General features: G+C 73.3%; 12 protein-coding genes and 1 tRNA gene. 4 read left to right on the forward strand and 9 right to left on the reverse strand.

Going from position 1 to position 19,889, the window contains the following annotated elements:
* Window positions 1-249: 249 nt before the first annotated feature.
* The gene (locus OHS81_RS15900; protein WP_328385419.1) at window positions 250-1,482 is read right to left on the reverse strand and encodes a S8 family serine peptidase; all 1,233 of its coding nucleotides are present in this window, start codon (window positions 1,480-1,482) and stop codon (window positions 250-252) included.
* A gap of 197 nt (window positions 1,483-1,679) precedes the next feature.
* Here OHS81_RS15900 and OHS81_RS15905 point away from each other — a divergent pair, with 197 nt between their 5' ends.
* Complete coding sequence (locus tag OHS81_RS15905) at window positions 1,680-4,994, forward strand: right-handed parallel beta-helix repeat-containing protein (RefSeq protein ID WP_328385420.1); 3,315 nt, start codon at window positions 1,680-1,682, stop codon at window positions 4,992-4,994.
* A 243-nt stretch (window positions 4,995-5,237) separates the two neighbouring features.
* Window positions 5,238-5,504: a hypothetical protein gene (locus tag OHS81_RS15910; RefSeq protein ID WP_328385421.1), complete on the forward strand. Its 267-nt coding sequence runs from the start codon at window positions 5,238-5,240 to the stop codon at window positions 5,502-5,504.
* Between the two features lie 379 nt (window positions 5,505-5,883).
* Here the strand turns inward: OHS81_RS15910 and OHS81_RS15915 are convergent, their stop codons facing one another.
* From OHS81_RS15915 to OHS81_RS15930, 4 genes are all read right to left on the reverse strand, one after another.
* Window positions 5,884-7,863 (reverse strand): AAA family ATPase, encoded by a 1,980-nt coding sequence (locus OHS81_RS15915; protein WP_328385422.1) that lies wholly within the window; start codon window positions 7,861-7,863, stop codon window positions 5,884-5,886.
* A gap of 72 nt (window positions 7,864-7,935) precedes the next feature.
* The gene (locus OHS81_RS15920; protein WP_328385423.1) at window positions 7,936-8,541 is read right to left on the reverse strand and encodes a hypothetical protein; all 606 of its coding nucleotides are present in this window, start codon (window positions 8,539-8,541) and stop codon (window positions 7,936-7,938) included.
* A 788-nt stretch (window positions 8,542-9,329) separates the two neighbouring features.
* Window positions 9,330-9,980, reverse strand: coding sequence for a response regulator transcription factor (locus tag OHS81_RS15925; protein WP_328385424.1), 651 nt, complete (start codon window positions 9,978-9,980; stop codon window positions 9,330-9,332).
* Complete coding sequence (locus OHS81_RS15930; protein ID WP_328385425.1) at window positions 9,977-10,615, reverse strand: sensor histidine kinase; 639 nt, start codon at window positions 10,613-10,615, stop codon at window positions 9,977-9,979. The genes OHS81_RS15925 and OHS81_RS15930 overlap by 4 nt, the downstream gene beginning before the upstream one ends.
* Window positions 10,616-10,957: 342 nt before the next feature.
* On the opposite strand from OHS81_RS15930, the gene OHS81_RS15935 reads away from it, so the two are divergent.
* Both OHS81_RS15935 and OHS81_RS15940 read left to right on the forward strand, forming a co-directional pair.
* Window positions 10,958-11,713, forward strand: a complete 756-nt coding sequence (locus OHS81_RS15935) for a class I SAM-dependent methyltransferase (protein ID WP_328385426.1) — start codon at window positions 10,958-10,960, stop codon at window positions 11,711-11,713.
* Complete coding sequence (locus OHS81_RS15940; RefSeq protein WP_328385427.1) at window positions 11,710-12,426, forward strand: DedA family protein; 717 nt, start codon at window positions 11,710-11,712, stop codon at window positions 12,424-12,426. The genes OHS81_RS15935 and OHS81_RS15940 overlap by 4 nt, the downstream gene beginning before the upstream one ends.
* A gap of 201 nt (window positions 12,427-12,627) precedes the next feature.
* On the opposite strand, the gene OHS81_RS15945 is transcribed toward OHS81_RS15940, so the two are convergent.
* The 4 genes from OHS81_RS15945 to tmk all read right to left on the reverse strand — a co-directional run bounded on the left by OHS81_RS15945 (window position 12,628) and on the right by tmk (window position 19,856).
* Window positions 12,628-12,701 (reverse strand) — tRNA-Thr (locus OHS81_RS15945).
* 103 nt (window positions 12,702-12,804) lie between these two features.
* Window positions 12,805-14,394 carry an alpha/beta hydrolase gene (locus tag OHS81_RS15950; protein WP_328385428.1) on the reverse strand — a complete coding sequence of 530 codons (1,590 nt, stop codon included), beginning with the start codon at window positions 14,392-14,394 and terminating at the stop codon, window positions 12,805-12,807.
* Between the two features lie 370 nt (window positions 14,395-14,764).
* Window positions 14,765-16,078 carry a DNA polymerase III subunit delta' gene (locus tag OHS81_RS15955; RefSeq protein ID WP_328385429.1) on the reverse strand — a complete coding sequence of 438 codons (1,314 nt, stop codon included), beginning with the start codon at window positions 16,076-16,078 and terminating at the stop codon, window positions 14,765-14,767.
* A gap of 280 nt (window positions 16,079-16,358) precedes the next feature.
* Entirely contained in the window at window positions 16,359-19,856 is a 3,498-nt protein-coding gene (tmk, locus tag OHS81_RS15960) for a dTMP kinase (RefSeq protein ID WP_328385430.1), read from the reverse strand.
* Window positions 19,857-19,889: the final 33 nt, after the last annotated feature.

Here is a 19,889-nt window from a genome sequence, read left to right on the forward strand (position 1 = left end):
CCGGTCCTACGGAGCATCTGCGCGCAAGCGCGCCATCACTGGCGTGATGGGCGCAATGCTGGAACATCACGATGCTCACCACAAGGTCAGGACATATCCAGCACGAGGTCAGCCCGCGCCCACGACGACGAGCCGGGAGCGAAGGGGAACGAGGCGCGAGCACGACAACGGCCGAGCGGGCCACGGCCGGTTGCCGCGGGCCGGCCGAGACCCGGCCGGCCGCCTCACCGGCCCGCCGGGGCGGCGTCCCTACAGGCCCCCGCCGCTTGCGGGGGCCGGATGCCCGGCCTCGGGCGCCCCGGCCGGCCGCCAGCCCCTGGCCCGGCCCCGGGGGATCACCACGGCGCCGCCGGCCACCAGCAGCACCAGCCCGCCGCACGCTCCGGCGATGAGCAGCGCACGGTTCTGCGGCCCGCTCGGCGCCGCCGCCGGGACGTGCGCCGCGGCCTGCCGGGGTGCGGTGCCCTGCTTGTCGGTGAGCAGCGTCGTGAGTGCCGCGTACGGGTCGAGCCGCGGCGGGTCGTCCGGGTAGCCGGCCACCGTGAGCTGGCGGGCGACGTCCTGGGCCGTCATCTTCGGGTGCCGGGCACGGACGAGGGCTGCGGCACCTGCCACATGCGCGGCTGCCAGCGAGGAGCCGGAGCCGAAGTAGTGGCCGTCGCCCTTGGGCCCGACGCTGACCACCGCGTCGCCCGGGGCCGCCAGGTCCGCGTTGAGCGCCCGCGGGGCGTCCTGCGGACGCTGCCCGTCGGGGCCGTAGTCCATGACGGAGAGCACTCCGGGCGCGGACGCGGGCCAGTACCAGGGCGCGGGCTGCACCGGCTTGCCGGTGTTGCTGTCCTTCGGGAGGGTGTCCGGGACGACCGGAGCGACGACGAGGGCGCCCCGCTCGGCCGCGTGCGCGACGGCGGCAGTCAGCTCGTCCTTGCCGGTGGCCACCGCCCGCCCGACGTAGATGACACCGGCTCCCCGGTCGGCCGCCGTGCGGATGCCGTCGGCGAGCTGGCCGGCCGTCGTCTCGCCCCGGGTGTCCGTGCCGCGCACCGCCAGGATCCGGGCCTGCGGCGCGAGCCCGGCCACCCCCACGCCCGCACCGGGTGCGGCGGCGATCAGGCCCGCCGCGAAGCTGCCGTGGCCCACGCAGTCCTCGCCCGCGTCACCGACCGCCTCGACCCGGCCGGACAGCGCGGGGATACCGGTCCCGACGCCGGTGTCCACCACCGCGACGGTCACCCCGGCGCCCTCGCTGAACTTCCAGGCCTGGGACAGCCCGAGCGGCCGGCGGGTCCATGGCTGCTTCTCGGCCTTGTCGGTCGACGCCTTGGCGCACGACGCGCCGGCGGGCAGCACCGGGGTGACGGTGGGCAGTTGGATGTCGGCGGCGGCGGCCGGCGCCGCTGCGGCGGCCGGCGTGAGCGCGGCCAGCAGTGCGGCGGCCACCGCCCGTGCCACCGGATGACGGTGTGAGAGTGCGCGTCGCATGCGCGCATGGTACGTGGCACCTACCCGCGTTCGGCAGTGCGGGAGGCCCGGTAGGACGTGAACTCCTCGGTCACGCCTGGCTGATGGCGGCCGGGTTCCCGTAGCCTGCTCACGTGCGCGTCCCTCTGACCGCAACCACAGCCCCCACATTCTCGGGTCACCGGGGCCGGCAAGCACCACAACGAGGAGGTCCCAGCGTGTCACGGCAGTTGCTCAGGGTCGACCCGGACGGGACGGACGGTTTCCCGACGATCGGCGGGGCCCTGGCGCAGGCGCGCACCGGAGCCGTCATCCGCGTCAAGCCCGGCCGCTACCGGGAGAACCTCACCGTCAAGACCCGGCTGACCATCGTCGCCGACGGCGAGCGCGGCAGCGTGGAGATCTGCCCGGCGCGCGGCACCGCCGTCGTGCTGGTGGCCGACGCCGTGATGCTCACCGACCTGATGCTGCGCGGCGGCAGCGAGGACCTGCCGGTGGTGGACGCGCCGCGCGGCCAGGTCGCCATGGACGGCTGCACCGTGGTGGGTTCGGGCTGGACCGCGGTCCTGGCCCGGGAGACCGGCTCGCTGGCGATGCGCGACTGCCGGGTCTCCAACCCGGAGGGCGCCGGCGTGGTGGACACCGCGCCCACCGACAGCGTCGTCGCCGACTGCCTGATCGAGCACCTGGGCACCTCCGGCGTCGTCCTCGGCGAACAGGCCCGCACCACGGTGCGCGGCTGCCGGATCCGGGACGCGCAGGGCAACGGCGTGCTGGCCAACGGCGAGGCGCAGGGCCGGGTGGAGGACTGCGACATCTCCGGCACCGAGAAGCCGGCCATCGCCCTGGAGGGCCGGTCCGCCACCCGCGTGGTGCGCACCACCGTGCACGACACCTCGGTGGGCGTCTACGTGACCAGCGGCTCCCGGCCCATCCTGGAAGAGGTCACGGTCACCGACACCAGCGGCCCCGGCATCGTGCTGGCCCAGGGCGCCGACCCGGAGCTGCTGCGCTGCGGCACCGCGCGGACCAAGGGCAACGGGCTGGCGGTGACGGAGCGCTCCCGGGGCGTCCTGGAAGGCTGCAGGTTCGACACCGCCGCCGTCGCCGCGATCCGGGTGGCCGGGTCCAGCGCCCCGCTGCTCACCGGCACCACCGTGCGCGAGTGCGCCGACAAGACGGCCGCCGTCCTGCTGGCCGAGGACTCCTCGGCGGAGTTCGACCGCCTGGAGGTGCTGGACGCGTCCGGCGTCGGCGTCTCCATTCGCACCGGCGCCAACCCGCTGCTGAGCAAGGCCCGGATCACCGGCGCCGGGGGCCACGGAGTGGAGGTCCTGGAGGACGGCCGCGGCCGGCTGCACGGCTGCACGGTCGAGCGCTCCGAGGGCGCCGGCGTGCACATCGCGAACGGCGGCGCGCCGGAGCTGGCCGACACCGTGCTGCGCTCCACCGGCCAGGCCGGCGTGCACATCGGATCCGAGGGGCGGGGCACGGTACGCGACTGCGAGATCGACGCCGTCCACGCAGCCGGCCTGCACGTGGACAGCGGCGGCGAGTTGACCGCGAGCCGCACCCACGTGACCGGCTCCGGGGCGCACGGCCTGCTGGTCGCCAACGGCGGCCGGGCGGCGCTCGACGGCTGCCAGCTGAGCGGCAGCACCGGCGACGGCGCCCGGATCGACAGCTCCGAGCAGGTCGCCCTCACCGACTGCGCCGTCCGGGACAACCGCGGCGCCGGGCTCAAGCAGACCCGCGCCACCGAGCGGCTCACCGTCGAGGGGCTCAACAGCAGCGGCAACACCGCCCCGGACTCCTGGGGCGAGAGCGCGGGCGACCTCGCCGCCGAGGGGGCCGGCAGCGGGTCGGGGCAACAGCGGGCGCAGGGCCCGCTGGCGGAGCTGGAGTCGCTCATCGGGCTGGGCGACGTCAAGCACCAGGTGCGCACCCTGATCAACCTCAACCAGCTCGCGCAGCGCCGTGCCAGCCTCGGCATGCCGGCCCCGCCGATGAGCCGCCACCTGGTCTTCTCCGGCCCGCCCGGCACCGGCAAGACCACCGTGGCCCGGCTCTACGGCGGCATCCTGGCCGAGCTGGGCGTGCTGCCCTCCGGCCATCTGGTGGAGGTCTCCCGGGCCGATCTGGTCGCCCAGGTCATCGGCGGTACGGCCATCAAGACCACCGAGGCGTTCAACGAGGCCATCGGCGGCGTGCTGTTCGTCGACGAGGCGTACACCCTCTTGTCCGACGGCAAGGGCTCCGGTGCCGACTTCGGCCGGGAGGCCATCGACACGCTGCTGAAGCTGATGGAGGACCACCGGGACGACGTGGTGGTCATCGTCGCCGGATACACCGAGGAGATCGCTTCGTTCCTGACCTCCAACCCCGGTCTGGCCTCCCGCTTCACCCGCACCATCGAGTTCGCCAACTACTCCGTCGCCGAGCTGGTGACCATCACCGAGAGCATGTGCGAGGCGCACCGCTACGCACTGGACCCGGGCACCCTGGACGCGCTCGCCCGGCACTACGAGCGGATGCCGCGCGACGCCGGGTTCGGCAACGGCCGTGCGGCACGCCAGGTGTTCGAGGAGATGGTGGACCGGCAGGCGTACCGGCTCGGCTCGCTGGACAACCCGGCCGAGGCCGACCTGTCGCTCCTGCTGCCCGAGGACGTCGCGGACCAGGCGGCGGCCGCCCAGGCCGCGGACGGGCGCGGCTCCGCCGAACTGCTGGCCGAACTCGACGCCATGATCGGCCTGCACGCCGTCAAGCAGGAGGTCACCGACCTGGTCAACCTGCTCTCGGCCACCCGGCAGCGGCAGGCCGTTGGCCTGCCCGTCCCGAAGATCAGCCACCATCTGGTCTTCTCCGGCCCGCCCGGTACCGGCAAGACCACCATCGCCCGGCTCTACGCGGACCTGCTGCACTCCCTCGGGGTGCTGAACTCCGGCCGGCTCGTGGAGGTGGCCCGCGCCGATCTGGTGGGCCGCTACGTGGGCCACACCGCGCAGCTCACCAAGGAAGCGTTCGACAGTGCCCTGGGCGGCGTGCTGTTCATCGACGAGGCCTACACCCTCACGCCGGAGAACGCCGGCTCCGACTTCGGCCGGGAGGCGGTGGACACGCTGCTGAAGCTGATGGAGGACCACCGCGACGAGATCGTCGTCATCGTCGCCGGATACACCGAGGAGATGCACCGCTTCCTGGCCTCCAACCCGGGCCTGGCCTCCCGCTTCGCGCGCACGGTGGAGTTCGGGAACTACTCCACCGACGAGCTGGTGGAGATCATGAGCCGCTACGCGACGGCCTCCGGCTACGACTGCGCGCCCGAGACCCGCGAGGCGCTGCACGCCTACCTGGACCGGCTGCCGCGCGACCGCTCGTTCGGCAATGCCCGCACCTCGCGGCAGACGCTGGAGGCGATGATGACGCGCCAGGCCCGCCGGATCGGGGCGATCGCCGCACCCAGCCTGGACGACCTGCGGCTGCTGCTGCCCGCGGACCTGCCCCAGGAGGCCCGGCTGACGACGGGGTGACCACCGGCCGGCCCCTGCCGGGCGCTCCCGAGCCGTCCACCGCGCCTGCGGGAGCGCCTGCTCCCGGACCCGGGCGGCACCGGCCCGAAACACACCCCGGAAAAAACCCGCCCCCGGTGAACTTCCGTCCCCGTGCGCGCATCAAACCAGGTGAACGACGCACAGAGCCGGGGACTTTCGGCCGCGGCGTCTCTCCAAGAGAGCTGTGCGGAACACGACTTGAAGTAGCACACGGAGGATTTCATGAAGTCCTGGCGCACTCGTATCGCTCTCGGTTTCGCCGTGGGTGCCGCTGCGGTCACCATGCCGCTGACCGCCACGGCCGCTTTCGCCGACACCAAGCCCAATGACGGCTGGGTGCAGGTCGGTGGCGAGCAGTTCGACTCCTTTCAGAAGTGCGTCGACCAGGTGAAGAGCGACCTGGCGCTGAACCCCCAGTACCACGAGGCCACCTGCCAAAGCGACCCCCAGCCCGGGCTCCCCAACTACTACATCGAGTGGATGCGCTGAGCTTGTTCTTGACGGTCTGGCCTCGAACGATTCCCCGAACGTGATCGCTCGTACAAGGATTCCGGGGACGTGAAGACGGCCTTCGTCCGGTCCTGTGCTCCGGTCCAAGGGGCACAGGACCAGGGCGAAGGCCGTCTTCGTCTGTTCCTGTGCTCCGGACCCAAGGCCCCACAGGAACCACAGGACCCGCACGAAGGCCGTGGGGGAATGATGTCTGCGGCAACCCACCGTCCGCAGGCCGCGTTTGCGGTGGTGTCACACGCCAGGGACGGCCTCGTCGACCGCCCGACCGTGCGCGGGGACCTGCTGTTCGTCCCTCAGAACCGGTTCAGCCGCTGCTCACCGGTTCGCGCAGCCCCGCCCCGGGCCGGGTGCGGCCTCACCGCGGCACCGACCCGTACAGCTCGCGCTCGCGCAGCAGTTCCGCCGCCCTCGTCAGCGCGGCGGACAGCCGGCGCCGGTAGGTGCTGAAGGACAGGGACGCCCGGCTCGCCGCGGCCTGCTGGCTGCGCGGCCCGTTCAGATAGGTGATCTCCAAAACGTCGCCTAACTGCCGCTGTCCGGGCAGCGCACGCAACTGCGCCACGGTCTCGGTCAGCACCGTGCGCAGCGCCGCCGGGTCCGCGCCGGGTGCCACCAGCCGGGTCCCCAGCAGCGCACTCTCCGCGAGCTGCCGCGGGTTCAGCGCGCTGCGGTAGGCGTGCTTGACGGCATCCGCGAACTGCGGCCACGGCATGACGGGAGCCGCCCCGTCGGTGACCGGCGCGGGGATCGCCGAGGGCTCGTCGGCCAGCAGCCGGGTACGCAGCGCCGCGGCCCAGCGGTCGAAGGGTGCGCTGCGCCAGTCCTGCACGAACGGCGACACCCGCTCGCCGTCCGGGCCGTCGACCGGGGTCGTGCGCTGCTGCCCGTACAGCTCCAGCAGCGACGACAGCGCACGCTGGTCCTGCGCCGTGCACGTCCAGCTCATCGCCAGGCCGGGCGTGGTCGCCCACAGCGTGGTCAACGCGCCGCAGGCCACCGCCGCGCCGCCGGTGCTCCAACGCCCCAGCAGCAACCGCTCGTTGCGCCGCAGCGGCGACCGGTCGGCCGCGTGCTCCAGCGCGGCGTGCGCCACCGGATCGTCGGGCAGCCCGGTGGCACCGGCCTCAAGGCAGGGCGCGACGACCACGCCGGTGATCCGGCGGCGGCCGTCCTCCGCGACGATGAAGGCCGCCGGCTGGTGGTTCCACCACTGACGGGCCAGGCGGCCGGCCGCCCAGCCGTGCTCCTTCTCGATCGCGGCCAGCACCTCGTCCAGGTCCGCCGGACGGGCAGCCCGCAGCTGCTGACGGTCCGCGCCGTGCCAGTCCACCGCCTCCCGCGCGATCCGGTTCGTCCGGCCCAGGTAGGCCAGCCCCGCACCGAATACCCAGCGGCCGCCCCCGCGCTCCGCCAGCCGCTCGGCCAGGTGCGCGTGCAGCCGGCGGAAGAGGCGCTCGTACGTCTCCAGGCTGCGCCAGCGCAGATCGGCCACCAGCGCTTCCCGCACCAGGTCGTGCGGGACCAGGCCGTCAGCGGTGCTGTGCACGAACGACAGTCCGCTCAGCCAGGCGCACAGCGTCCGGGCCTCGGCCACCGGAACTTCCAGCGTGTGCCGCACCAGTTCCTCGGTGGTCACCCGGGCCAGCGCCAGCACGCGGAGCGCGTCGGCCCGGTCCGGCGAGGGGCTCTCCCGCAGCAGCAGTCGCAGTAGCTCGCGCACCACGTCGGGGGAGTCGCCCAACTCCCAGCCGCGGTACGGCTCCCCGGCCCGCGTGGCACGCTCCCTCGCGTCGGCGAAGAGCGCCAGGGCCAACGGCAGTCCGTGTGCGGCCCGTACGAGGTCAGGGACGGCCGGCCCGGACACGTCCCGGTGGTGCAGCAGCTGCGCGGCCTCGGCTTCGTCCATGCCGTCCAGCTCCACACTGCGCAGCGCGTGCCACCACTGCGCGTCGGTGCGCCACTCGGCCGACGGGGGCCGCCGGCCGCCGACCGCGACCAGCACATGCGCGGGCATGCGCGGCAGGAACTCGTCGCGCAGCCACTGCTCCAGCGCGCCCAGCGACTCCGCCGAGTCGACCAGCAGCACCTGCGCCTCTTCCAGCGGGCCCTGCGCCTCCAGCGCGGCCAAGAACGCCTCCGGCGTCGGATCCGTGCCCCGCATGTCGACCCAGCGGGCGGTCCTGCCGTGCGCCGTCGCCTCGTCCGCGAACCGGCGCAGCAGGGTGCTCTTGCCCATGCCACCCATGCCGTGCAGCCACACCACGAAGCAGCTCCGGCGGTCGCTGAGCAGCAGCTCCCGCAGCAGCCGCAGTTCGGCGGCTCTGCCGGTGAACACCCTTTTCCGCAGGGCCGCCAGCGCGTCCCCGTGCGAGTCGACCGGTAGGGGTGGGGGAGGTGTCCGCACCGTCTACCCGCTGAACCGCTGGTTGCCGTCGGCGTGCGCGCCGAGGACGCCGGCGATGTCGCAGCCGGTCGCCGCCCCGCGCACCCGCGCCTGCCCGGCCACGAGTTCCGTGCTGCCCGGTGGAGCCGCAAGTGTGATCATTGAGCCTGTGTTTCCTGCTTCGGGGGCCGACGCCCTGATGGCGGGTACCAACGATGCCGCGCCGAAGGGCACCGGCACCTCGGCGAAAACTACGTGGCCCGGACGGTTGCGCCATATGACGCCCGATGGATACAGGGGCATCTCCCGCAGCCGGCGGCGCGGGGAAAGGCCCGGTGTGCGGAAGGCGTTGCGCAGCTGTGCGTCGACCGTGCGCGGGCTGAGGAACAGCACCGTCGCCACTTCCTCGGACGTCGCCCCGGCGGTGGCCTTCCCGGCGACGAGCCGGCCGAGCGGGTTCTCGCCGGGCCGGCGCGGCTGCGCACCGGTGGCCTCGAACCGGCCGGCCACGACCCCGGCGATCGTCTCGTGGCACAGCGCCTGCGGCGGTACGACAAGGGCTCCTTGACGACGCGTCACCTCCGCCCGCCGGTCCGCGATCTCCTCCATCAGCTCGTCACCCCGCAGCACGATGACGAGCCGGCAGTCCAGCTTTCTCCGCCACCGGCCCGTCCACGCCCGCCCGGCGGCACGGCACGCCCCCGCGCCGCACATCGCCCGCCGCCAACCGCCGCACCCGCCACGTGATCTGCTCCCGCTGACGAAAGGCCGGGGCTCACGCGGTGACCACTGCGCCCGTCTCGCTTGCCGGTCCCGGGTCCGGGCGGCCCCGAATCAAGCCGGCACCCGGAGCCACCCCACAACGCCTGATCTTCACACCCCACCCGCGAACCGGGGCCCGTCGCAGTCGCGTTGACGAGCCGGCCGAACACCACCTCAAGGGCTCCGCGTGCCGACAGCGCGCCGGGTGCGGCGACGAACGGTGGGACAGTGGCGCTGGAGCTCATTTCGGGTCCCCTGGGGCAGTTCGGTGTCGCCGTCTCCTCGGTACGTCACCCACCCTGACCGGGACCGCTATCGCAAGCCTGCCGCACTGCTAACGTCCGGTTAACACGGGCATGAGCAGCACAGACACCAAGGAGAACCCGAAGAACCAGGCGCCGGCCGCCCGGTCGGGATCACGCAGCCGCAGGCGAGTATCCGGTGTCGTCCCCTTGGGTCCCCACCGTTCCTGCAGCAGTCTTGCCGGCGATCCAGACCGGGCGACTTTCCGGCGGCCCGCAGCCAGCTGACGATCTCTCAGGTGCTGCGCCCGGCGGCTCGACACGGTGAGCCGGCGACCGCGTCCTCAAGGTACTGCTCCCGCCCAGCAGCGGTCGTAGGTGATCTTCGCTACGCCTGCTGGATCGACGTGTCCTTCAGCACATCAACCCGGCATCCTTGGCGCACAGCGCGGCCTGCACCCGGTTGTCCACCTCGAGGGCGGCCAGAATACGGCTGACGTGCGCCTTCACCGTGCTCTCCCGCATACCCAGACCGGTGGCGATCTCAGCGTTGGACGCACCGCCGGCCAGGAGCCCGAGCACGTCGGTCTCGCGCGGTGTCAAGCGCTCCATCCGGGCCCGGGCAGCGGCCGAGGCGCCGTGCGCCGTGTGGTGATGGTGCGCGATGAGTCGTCGGGCGGCAGAGGGGTGCAGCATCGCCTGCCCGTCGGCGACGACCTCGAAGGCCCGGATGATCTCCGCAGGGTCGGTGTCCTTCAGCAGGAAGCCGACCGCGCCGGGGGCCAGCCCGTCGTAGACGTACTGGTCCAGGTCGAAGGTCGTGAGCATCACGACCTTGGGCGGCTCGGACAGCGCGCTCAGCCGCCTGGTGGCCTCGATACCGTCCATGTGGGGCATCCGCACGTCCATCAGCACGACGTCCAGGCGCTGCACGGTGGCCCGTTCGAGGGCTTCCCGGCCGTCGGAGGCCTGTGCGGCGACGGTGATGCCGGGGGCGTCCTGAAGGATGTCGGCGAGTGCCAGCCGCACCAGGCCGTCGTCGTCGACGATCATCGTCCGGATCACGCCGCCCCCCTGCTGCGCTGGTCGTCGAGCGGGATGGTGGCGGCCACCCGCCAGCCTCCCGATCCCGTAGGACCGTACTCCAGATGGCCGTTGAGCGCGGCGACCCGCTCGGCCAGTCCGACCAGGCCGTAGCCGGAACCCTCGGCCGCGGCCTCGGACGAGGCTCCGGCCGGGTTGCGGATCACCACGGTGGACTGCGGCGGCCCGTAGCGCACCTCAAGCTGTGCGGTCGCTCCGGCGGCATGCTTGCGGGCGTTGGTCAGGGCTTCTTGTGCAAGTCGGTGAATGGCGAGCCGGTGGCTGGCCGGTACGGAGCCGGGGTCGCCCTCAATGACGGCTTCGATCGGCGCTCCAGCCGCCCGCGCCTCGTCGATCACCGTCGAGAGTTCCGGCAGACCGGGTACCCGTGAGGCCGGTGTCTCCCCGGTGTCGTGGCCGCGCAGCACACCCAGTACGTCCCGCAGATCGCCGAGCGCTTCGGTGGACGCGGTGCGCAGCAGGCCGATCCGGTTCGCCACCGGCCCGGGCAGGTCGGCGGCCCGCTGCTTGAGAGCACCGGTGTGCAGGGCGATGACCGTGAGCCGGTGGGCGAGCACATCGTGCATCTCGGCGGCGATCCGGGTGCGTTCCTCCAACCTGGCCTGCTCTGCGCGGAGTTCGCGCTCCACCCGCAAGCGGTGGACCTGTTCGGCGAGCGAGGGTCAGCACCACGGCCGCCCCGACACGGGGGCTGAGCAGCGTGCCCCCCGCAGCTACATACGCCTGTTGCACCCCTCCCGCTCCGACGACGCAGGTCATCAGCGCCTCGGCCCACCACGGCCAGGCCCGGCCCCTCACCTTGTTCACCAGGTCAGCATAGGTGGGCAACTCCCTTGCCGGCTTGGCTGATTGGCGGTCGGCACCCCCTACTTTCGTACCGGGTGGCCGCGGCGGAACGGCCGATGGAACAGGGCCGGCCGCTTCCTAGCGTGGTGAGCATGAACCAGACACCGGCTACTGCCCCAACCCCTCCCGGGACCACCGCCCTCACCGGTCCTCGACAGCGCCATGCCGCCGTCGCGTTCTTCCGGGAGTCGGTCCTTTCCCGGCAGACCACCGGCGCTGTCGCCCCGAGCGGCTCCCCCCTCGCCCAGCGGCTCGCCGCGCCGCTGCCCGCCCCCAGCGGCCGCAGCCCCCTGCGTGTCCTGGAGGTCGGCGCGGGTACCGGTACGGTCACCCGCGCGCTGGCCGAGCGCATCGGTCCTGGCGACCGGCTGGACACCGTTGAGGTCAACCCCCGGTTCGTACAGCTGCTGACCGGGGCGCTGCGCACGGACCCGGTGCTGGCCGCCGCCTCCGAACAGATCCGGATCGTCCCGGAGTCGATCAGCCACACGCCGCTGCCCCCGAAGAGCTACGACGTGATCGTCTCTTGTCTGCCCTTCATGAACTTCGCCCCCGACATGGTGCGTTCCCTGCTGGAGCGGTACATGGCCGCCCTGGTCCCTGGCGGGCATCTGACCTTCTTCAGCTATCTCGGCACGCTGTCCCTGCGGACCCTGTTCGCCCAGCGCACCGAGGCCGCCCGGTACCGCGCAGTGGCGGCTGTACTGGCCGAGTTCTCCGCCCGCTACGGCGGCGGGGACGGTGGCGGCGTCGCATGGCGCAATCTGCCGCCCGCCCGGGTGACGCACCTGAGGGCACCCCGGCCGTGTGCAGACATCGCGGACCCGGATTCTCTCGCTCAGCGATGACGATGACGCCCGGCGACCTGCTGACGGCGGTGCCGCCCCCGGCCGCGTACCCCGTGATCACCACGCTGGTGGCGCTGGAGTCGGTGCTCTTCCTCGGCCCGTTCGTGCCCACCCTCGGACTGCTGCTGGTCACGGGCGGCCTGGCGTACGCGGGCACGCTGACGCTGCCCGCCGTCATCGCCTGCGCCGCGGCCGGCGCCGTCCTCGGGGACTTCCAGGCGCACCGGACCGGACACCGGCTCGGCGACGGCCTGCGCACCGGCCGCTCGGGCCGCCGGATACCGGGACCGGCCTGGGACCGGGCCTATGGCGCGATCCGCCGCCGCGGCCGCCACACCCTGCCGGTCTGCCGCTTCGTACCACTGGTCCGCACCCTGGCACCGCATGCGGCCGGCGCCGCCGGGATTCCCTACCGCCGCCTGGCCCCGTTCAGCGCGACGGCAGGAGTCGCCTGGGCCTGCACCGAGGCCGGCGTCGGCTACGCCGGCACAGCGTCCTGGAGCCAACTCCCCTGCACCCAGGACGTCGTGCTCACGGTGGGTGCCGTCGCAGCCACACTGTTGCTCGCACTCGGCGTACGGGCCGTGGTGACATGCCGCCGGTCCGTCCTGCGTCCCTTCGCGCCCCGCACCAGCACGGCTACGAACCGTACGATCGCCTGTGCCACGCCGGGCCGCCGTCGACCCGGGCCCGGCCCCCGTGCCGTCCGGTGACGGAGTCCCGCCTCGGCGTCGGACGGGTGCTCAAGGCCCAGGAAACCGAAGCGGTTGCCACCCGGCAGCACCGTCCGGCCGGCCCCCTGAGACCAGAACGGAGACCGTCGCCACCCGCACGGAGAGCTCCCGGCGTCGCCACCCCCTCCGGCAAAAGCAAAAGCCCCAGGTCACGGCGAGTGAGTCCTGGGGCTTCCACGGAGCCGCCTTCGGGATTCGAACCCGAGACCTACGCATTACGAGTGCGTTGCTCTGGCCAACTGAGCTAAGGCGGCGTGGTGCGCGGCCCAGTCTACACATCGCGGAGGGGTGCTCTGTAACCGGTTTAGGAGCTGGTCAGGGGTGGGCGGGAAGTGAGGCGTGGAGGTGTGAGGTGGGTCACTTGCAGTGTTTGTTCTTCGGGGGGACGGTGCCGTCGAGGAGGTAGGCGTCGATCGTGGAGTCGATGCACTTGCTGCCGCGGCCGTAGGCGGTGTGGCCGTCGCCCTCGTAGGTGAGGAGGGTGGCGCTGGAGAGCTGGGAGGCGAGGGCCTGGGCCCAGCTGTAGGGGGTGGCCGGGTCGCGGGTGGTGCCGACGACGAGGATCGGGGCGGCGCCCTTGGCCTCGATGCGGTGGGCGGTGCCGGTGGGCTTGACCGGCCAGTATGCGCAGTTCACGGCGGCCCAGGCGAAGGTGTCGCCGAAGACCGGGGAGGCCTTGCGGAAGCTGGGCAGGGCCGCGCGGACCTGGCCGGGGCCGGTGAAGGCGGGCGCGAGGTCGAGGCAGTTGACGGCGGGGTTGGCGTACATCTGGTTGCTGTAGGAGCCGTTCGGGCTGCGCTCGTAGTAGCTGTCGGAGAAGGCGAGCAGCCCGCGGCCGTTGCCGGCCTTGGCCTGGGCGAGGTATTCGCGCAGGAGGGGCCAGGCGCGCTGGTCGTACATGGCGGCGATGACGCCGGTGGTGGCGAGGGATTCGGTGAGCTTGCGGTCCTCGCCCGTGGCTGCCGGGTGGGCGTCCAGCTTTTTGAAGAGGGCGGAGAGCTGCTTGGCTGCGTCCTCGGTGCTCTTGGTGCCGAGGGGGCAGTTCTTGCGCTGGATGCAGTCCTCGGCGAACGCCGTGAAGGCGGTGTTGAAGCCGGCGGTCTGCTGGACGTTGGTGGCGCGGGCGTCGAGTTCCGGGTTCATCGCGCCGTCGAGGACCATGCGGCCGACGCGGGAGGGGTAGAGGCCGGCGTAGGTCGCGCCCAGGAAGGTGCCGTAGGAAGAACCGACGTAGGTGAGTTTCTTGTCGCCCAGGACAGCGCGCAGCAGGTCCATGTCGCGGGCGGCCTCGACGGTGGAGATGTGCGAGAGCAGCTTGCCGGAGCGGGATGCGCAGCCCTTGGCGAAGTCGCGGTAGGCAGTGGCGAGCTTGTTGACCTCGGCGGGTGAGTCCGGGGTCTGGTCGGTCTCGGTGTAGCGGTCCATCTGCTTGTTGGTGAGGCACTCGACCGGCTGGCTGTGGGCCACGCCGCGCGGGTCCATCGCCACCATGTCGTAGCGCGCACGGACCGCGGCGGGCTGTGGCGCGTACCGCTCGAGGTATTCGATCGCCGCGCCGCCGGGGCCGCCCGGATTGACCAGGAGGGAGCCGAGCCTGTGGCCGGCCGCGCCGGTGGCCTTCTTGCGGGCGACCGCGAGCTTGATGTCGCCCCCGCCGGGGTGGGAGTAGTCCAGGGGCGCCTTCATCGTGGCGCATTCGAAACCGCTGCTCGCACAGGGATGCCAGCTCAGCTTCTGGTCGTAGTACGGCCGGAGGCTTGCCGGGGTCGAGGCCGGGAGGGGCGCGAGGGTCGGCTCGTCGGCGGGGCGCTGGGCGCCGGCCTCCGTGGTGCGGCCCGGGGACGCCTCGTCGTCGGGGGAAGAACTCCCCGAGGAGCAGCCGGAGATCAGCAGAGCGGTGGCCGCGAGGAGAGCGGCGGAGGTGCGGAGCAGTCGGCTGGTGGCCATGGACGGTCCCTTGGTCTCGGTCCCTGGGATAGGGGGTGAGGTGAGTGCGGTGTCGGTCTCTGGAGGTCCCTGGAAGGTGGAGTGCGGGGGAAGTACCGGGAGGGGCTAGGAGGCGGTGCCGGGGGCGGTGGCAGTCGTGAGGGTGATGGTGAGCGCGTGACGGATGTCGGGGGGCGGGGAGAGCAGTGGCGCGTTCGGACGGAGGGCATTCGGAGGTTATTCGGAGAGTATCCGGGCGGGGACGTTGTGTGCGCGTCTCCTTGAAGGGGCGAGCCGGGTGAGCGGCGGGGGCGGATGGGCTGCAGTGGGTGGACTGAGCCAGGTGGACTGAGGCAGATGGACTGCGGTAGGTGGACTGCGGTGGCGGTGGTCAGCCGGCGCGGAGGGCCGCCGTCATTGCCTCGACCGCGAGGAGGGGGGCCACATTGCGGTCCAGGGCCTCTCGGCAGGCGATCACGGCTTCTATACGGCGGAGGGTTCGTTCGGGGGACGAGGCGGTGGCGATGCGGTGGATGCTGTCGCGCACCTCGTCATTGGCGAGGGGTACCGAGGCGCCCATCTGGAGGGCGAGGACATCGCGGTAGAAGCCGGTGAGGTCGACCAGGGCCAGGTCGAGGCTGTCGCGCTGGGTACGGGTCGAGCGGCGCTTCTGCTTGTCCTGGAGCTCCTTCATGGCACCGGCCGTGCCGCGCGGCAGGCGTCCGCCGGTGCCGGCGGCGGCGCCGAGCGCGGCGCGCAGCTCCTCGGTCTCCTTGGTGTCGACGTCCTCGGCGACCTGCTTGGCGTCCTCCCCCGCGGCGTCGATCAGCTCCTGGGCGGCCTTGAGGCAGCCGCCGATGTCGTCCACGCGGAGGGGGAGTTTGAGTACGGCCGCCCGGCGGGCCCGGGCGCGCTCGTCGGTGGCGAGGCGGCGGGCCCGGCCGATGTGGCCCTGGGTGGCGCGGGCGGCCCGGTCCGCGGCCTCCGGCTCGATGCCGTCCCGCCGGACGAGGACGTCGGCGACCGCGCCGACCGGCGGGGTCCGCAGGGAGAGGTGGCGGCAGCGCGAACGGATGGTGGGGAGGACGTCCTCCACGGAGGGGGCGCACAGCAGCCAGACCGTACGGGGCGCGGGCTCCTCGACGGCCTTGAGGAGGACATTGCCGGCGCCTTCGGTGAGGCGGTCGGCGTCCTCCAGGACGATCACCTGCCAGCGGCCGCCGGCCGGGGAGAGGGAGGACCGGCGGACCAGGTCGCGGGTCTCCTTGACGCCGATGGAGAGCAGGTCCGTACGGACGATCTCGACGTCGGCGTGCGTGCCGACCAGGGACGTATGGCAGCCGTCGCAGAAACCGCAGCCGGGGGCGCCCCCGAGGGCGCGGTCCGGGCTGACGCACTGCAGGGCGGCGGCGAAGGCGCGGGCCGCGGTGGAGCGGCCGGAACCGGGCGGGCCCGTGAACAGCCAGGCGTGGGTCATCTGGGAGGCGCTGCCGCGGTCGCTGGACGGCCGCGGTTCCGACTCCGGCTGGTGTCCCGGCTCCGGTTCCGGCTCCGGTGCCTGCTGCGGCTGCTCACCGGGCCTGCGCCCCGCCTCCGCTCCCGCTCCCGCATGCTCCACGGTGACGAAGGCGTCCGCGTCGCGCGCGGCCGCGGCCAGCTGTGCCGTCACCCGGTCCTGGCCGACCACGTCGTCCCATACCGCCATCGCTGTCCGCCGTTCCTGTCCGTGCCGTCCTGCTCGTGCCGTGCGAGGTGGGTGTGTGCCCGGCCGCACACCGCGCATTGCTCCACACCTGACCCATTGTGGTGCAACCCACTGACAAACGAATCCGGAAGCCGGGGCCGGTCGGCCGAAGGGGGACCGACCGAGGACCTACTGAGAGCCGAAGGAGCCCGCCCGGGAACCAGGAACCGGCCGTGGCCGCAGCTGTTGCGCTGCGGCCACGGCCGGTTCGTCCGGGCTTCGTCCGGGCTGCGCGAGGGGGTCAGCCGCGCCGTCCCCGGCCGCCGCGACGGCCGTTGTCGTCCGCACCGTCGTCCGCCTCGTCGTCGCCGCGCGAGCCGAGCAGTTCGTCGGCGAGCGTCGGCAGATCGTCCAGCGGGGTCTCCTCCGCCCATTCGGGGCGGGGGCGGCTGCGTTGCGGGGGCTCCACGGGGTGGCCGGTCGCCGGGTCGATCTGCGGGAGTTCGCGGGTGCGCTCGACGTGCGACTCGGCAGGGGCGGCGGGGTGTCCCGAGGCCGCACCGCTTCCGCCGTGCGCACCGTTCGCCCCGTGCCCGCCGTGGGGCGTCTCCTTGCGGAACATCCACGGCGGCACGCGGTCGGCAGGGGCGTCGCCCCGGCCGTCCACGCCCCGCGTGCCTTCGCCCCGTACGGGCGGCAGCACGGCGGTCTCCTCCGCGTCCGAACCGGCGCCACGGCCGCTCCAGGCGTCGTGCGTGTCGCGCACCGACGGCAGCACCGCCGTCTCGTCCGCCGCGCCGCCCTGCTGCGTCCCGGAGTGCCGCGTCCCGCCCCGCGGCCTCCCGGGCTGCGGCAGCGACTCCTCGGTCCGCTCACCGTCCGAACCGGAAGCGCCCGATCCGGAAGCGCCCGATCCGGAACTGGAGAGGCCGGAAGCGCCCGATCCGGAACCGGAAGAGCCAGAACCGGAGGAGCCGGAACCGGACGCACCGGAACCCGACGCCCCGGAGTCATCGGCCGCGTCCTGCCCCAGCCGCTTCCGCAGATCCGCGACGTACGTCTCCGCGGTGGCCGCCTCGGCTGCCTCGGCTTCCTCGGCCGCCGCCCTGGCCTCCGCCGCGGCCGCCGCCTCGGCTGCCGCGATCCGGGCCTTCTCGGCGCGCAGCAGAGCGTCCTCGGCCTTGCGCTGCTTCTCCAGGCGGCGCTCCTCGGCCTCCTTGCGCAGCCGCGCCTCCTCCTCGTGCTGCTTGCGCAGCCGCTCCTGCTCGGCCTCGCGGGCCCGCTCCTCGGCCTCGCGCCGCTGCCGCTCCGTCTCCGCGGCCTGGCGGGCCTCCTCGGCGCGCTTGCGGGCCTCTTCCGCCTGGCGGGCCTCCTCGCGCGCCCTGGCCTCCTCGGCCTCGCGGCGCTTGCGCTCCTCTTCCTCGGCGCGCAGCTTGGCGAGCTGCTCCTGGCGCTCGTGCTCCAGGCGCTCCTCCTCCGCCTTGCGCGCGGCCTCCTCCTCGGCCTTGCGGCGGGCCTCTTCCTCGGCTGCCTTACGGGCCTCGGCCTGCGCCGTGATCTCGGCCTCGGACAGCGGGAGCACCTGGTCGAGGCGGTGGCGTACGACGGTGGTGACGGCTTCGGGCTCCTGCCCGGCGTCGACGACCAGATAGCGCGCGGGGTCGGCGGCGGCCAGTGTCAGGAAGCCGGCCCGCACCCGCTGGTGGAATTCGGCGGGCTCGGACTCCAGCCGGTCCGGTGCCTCGGTGAAGCGTTCCCGTGCGGTCTCCGGGGAGATGTCGAGCAGGACCGTCAGGTGAGGGACGAGGCCGTCGGTGGCCCAGCGCGAGATCCGGGCGATCTCCGTGGGCGCGAGGTTGCGTCCGGCGCCCTGGTAGGCGACCGAGGAGTCGATGTACCGGTCGGTGATGACGATCGCGCCGCGCTCCAGGGCGGGGCGGATGACGCTGTCGACGTGCTCGGCCCGGTCGGCGGCGAACATCAGCGCCTCCGCACGGTCCGAGAGCCCGGAGGTCGAGACGTCGAGGATGATCGAGCGCAGTCGCTTGCCGATGGCGGTGGCGCCCGGCTCACGGGTCACCACGACCTCGTGGCCCTTGTTGCGGATCCACTCCGCAAGCGCCTCGACCTGGGTGGACTTGCCGGCCCCGTCGCCGCCTTCCAGGGCGAGGAAGAAGCCGGTGGGGGCGGGCGCCTGGGCCGGGTCGCCGCCGCGCAGCGCCTCGCGCAGATCACGCCGCAGCGGTACGCCCTGCCGGTCGTCGACCTTGCCGAGCACCAGGGCGGCGACCGGCAGCAGCAGCGCGCCGGCCAGCATCAGGGTGTAGGCGGCGCCGCCGTAGGCGAAGTTGAAGGTGCCGCTGCCGAGGTGGTGCGGGCCGATGATCGCCGCGAGCAGCGGCGCGAGGACGGCGGCCAGCGCGACCGTCAGCCGTACGACGGCGTGCAGATGCTCCGTCGTACGGGCGCTGCGGGATTCCTCGGTCTCCTGCTCCAGCAGCACATGGCCCGTATTGGCGGCGATACCGGCGCTGACGCCGGACAGCAGCGCGAGGACCAGCACCGTCGTCGGGTCCGGGACCAGCCCCATGGCCAGCAGCCCGAGGCCGGTGGCGGCCACCGCAAGGGCGAGCAGCCGGCGCCGGGAGAGGGCGGGCAGCACGCGGTGGGCGCCACGGATGCCGACGGCCGTACCGCCGGTCAGCGCGAGCACCAGCAGCGCGAAGGTGGCCGGACCGCCGGCCAGGTCGTAGCCGTGCAGGACGGCGAGCGAGACGGCCGCGGCGATCGCCCCGGCCACCGCGGCGCAGGACGCCACCAGCAGCGGGAGCGCACCCGTACGGCCCTTGTCGGCGCCCGCCCGGGCCGCGCCGTTCTCCGGCTTGTCGTCCGTGCCCGTCGCCGCTCCGGCCTTCGCTCCCGCGGCCTTCGGGCGGCGCAGCCCCTCCAGAGGGGAGCGCGGCCGCGGCGTCGGCACTCCGGGGAGCTCGATGAAGTAGAGGATCGATACGGAGGCGGCGAACAGACCGGCGGCGACATACGAGCCGAGCGCGGCCTGGTGAAGGTGGAACCAGTCGATGCCGGTGCCCAGGAGCTTGCTGACGAGCGTGACGACCACCAGGGCGGCGGCCGCGATCGGCAGCGAGACGAAGCCGGTGCGCAGCGAGAGACGGCGCAGGGCGTCCATGTTGTCCGGGAGGGGCCGCACGGCGGCGCCCTCGGGGGGCGGGGCGGGCAGCAGTCCCGGTGCGGCGCTCTCCCTGGCGACGGTCCAGAAGCGTTCGGCGACGCCGGTGACGAAGACCGTGACCAGTAGCCAGGCCAGTGCGTCGTTGGGCGTCCAGTCGATCCAGAGGGGCGCGATGACCAGCAGCGCGAGCCGCAGCACATCCGCGCCGATCATGGTCCAGCGCCGGTCCAGCGGCCCGCCGGACGAGGCTCCCCCCGCGCGCGAGGCGGGGGACGTCATCGCCGACAGCGGGCCCAGCAGGACGGCCCCGAAGAGCAGCATCGCCAGCATCCGGGCCGCGAAGACCACGGTGACCGCAAGGGCTGCTCCCCGATAGCCGCCGCCGAAGACGGGCTCGCCGCCCAACGGGACGTACAACGCCGCCTGCAGGGCGAGGAGTACGAGGACAAGCATGGACAGGGCATCGCCGATGCCCCCGACAAACTGGGCGCTCCACAATCGCTTCAGTGGGGGGAAGCGGAGCAGGGCTCGCACGGCGCGCTCGCGGGAATCCGCCGCTAGGGCGCCTGATGTGGGGGTCACGACCGTTGGCTGCTCGGCACGCGTCATCCCGCCAGCCTAGCGGGACGGTGCACGCCGTCG

Origin of the sequence: Streptomyces sp. NBC_00400 (genome assembly GCF_036048035.1) — a bacterium.
Taxonomy (GTDB): domain Bacteria; phylum Actinomycetota; class Actinomycetes; order Streptomycetales; family Streptomycetaceae; genus Streptomyces.